Consider the following 1721-nt stretch of genomic DNA (forward strand, 5'->3'; position numbering starts at 1 on the left):
CGGCATGATCGAGCTGCCGGTGGACCACTCGTCGGCCAGGGTGACGTACCCGAACTCCGGGGTCGACCAGGCGATCACCTCCTCCGCCAACCGCGACAGGTCCACCGCGATCTGCGCCAGGACGTAGGCCGCCTCGGCGGCGAAGTCCCGCGAGCTGGTGGCGTCGATCGAATTGTCCGCCGCGCGGTCGAAGCCGAGTTCGGCGGCGATGGCGTCCGGGTCCAGACCGAGCGAGGAGCCGGCCAGGGCGCCCGACCCGTACGGCGACACCGCGAGCCGGCGGTCCAGGTCCCGGATCCGGTCGAGATCCCGCAGCAGCGGCTGGGCGTGGGCCAGGAGCTGGTGTGCCAACAGGACCGGCTGGGCGGCCTGGAAGTGGGTCTTACCCGGCATCACCGTCTCGGGATGGGCGTCCGCCTGGGCCACGAGGGCATCGATCACGTCGAGTACCCCCTCCGCCACGGCGCGGACGGCGTCCCGCAACCACATGCGGAACAGGGTGGCCACCTGGTCATTGCGAGAGCGGCCCGCCCGGAGGCGGCCCCCCACCTCGATCCCGACCCTGTCGATCAGGCCTCGTTCGAGGGCACCGTGGACGTCCTCGTCGGACTCCGACGGGACGAACGACCCCGATGCGACGTCGGCCGCCAACCGGTCCAGACCGTCGAGCATCGCGTCGAGGTCCGCACCCGAGAGCAGGTCCGCGCGGTGGAGCACGCGCGCGTGGGCCTTTGACGCCCGGATGTCGTACCGGGCCAGCTCCCAGTCGAAGTGCGTGGACTTGCTCAGCGCGGCCATCGCCTCCGCGGGGCCGCCGGAGAACCGGCCTCCCCACAGTGCGCCCGTGTTGGTGCCGTGCCGCCCGTCCCGATCCCCGCCGTCGCTCACAGCCCGAGGTCCCGCTTGGCGGCGATCTTGGAGCTCAGCCCGTGGAGGTTGACGAAGCCCTTGGCGTAGCTCTGGTCGAACGAGTCCCCCTCGTCGTAGGTGGCGAGGTTGAAGTCGTACAGCGACTTCTCCGAGCGGCGCCCGTTGACCACGATGGACCCCCCGTGCAGGACCATGCGGATGTCACCCGAGACGTGCTGCTGGGTGTTGTCGATGAACGCGTCGAGCGCGTACTTGAGGGGGGAGAACCACAGCCCGTCGTACACCGCGTTGGACCACTCGTCGGAGACGCCCGACTTGTAGCGCGCCAGCTCCCGCTCGAGGGTGACGTCCTCGAGGGCCTTGTGCGCGGCGATGAGGATCATCGCGCCCGGCGCCTCGTAGACCTCACGGCTCTTGATGCCGACGAGCCGGTCCTCGACCATGTCGAGGCGGCCGACACCCTGCGCGCCCCCTCGACGGTTGAGTTCGACGATGGCCTCGAGCACGGTGACCTTCCGCCCGTCGATCGCCACCGGGACGCCCTCCGAGAAGGTCACGGTGACCTCGTCGGGGGCGGAGAAGTTGAGGGTGGGGTCCTCGGTGTAGTCGTACACGTCCTTGGTGGGGGCGTTCCACAGGTCCTCGAGGAAGCCGGTCTCCACCGCGCGCCCCCAGACGTTCTGGTCGATGGAGAACGGGGACTTCTTGGTCACGTTGATCGGGATCTGGTTCCGCTCGGCGAACTCGATCGCCTTCTCACGCGTCCAGGCGTAGTCGCGGACGGGGGCGATCACGTCGAGATCGGGGGCGAGCGCGCCGAACCCCACCTCGAAGCGGACCTGGTCGTTGCC

General features: G+C 69.8%; 2 protein-coding genes. Both read right to left on the reverse strand.

The window, feature by feature from the left end; genetic code table 11:
* On the reverse strand, nucleotides 1-888 hold an 888-nt coding region (argH, locus tag B4M60_RS09870), incomplete at its 3' end, for an argininosuccinate lyase (protein WP_291082985.1).
* The coding region (locus tag B4M60_RS09875; RefSeq protein ID WP_291082988.1) for an argininosuccinate synthase at nucleotides 885-1721 on the reverse strand (837 nt) is incomplete at its 5' end. The genes argH and B4M60_RS09875, both read right to left, overlap by 4 nt.

Source organism: Dietzia sp. UBA5065, assembly GCA_002415925.1.
Lineage (GTDB): Bacteria > Actinomycetota > Actinomycetes > Mycobacteriales > Mycobacteriaceae > Dietzia.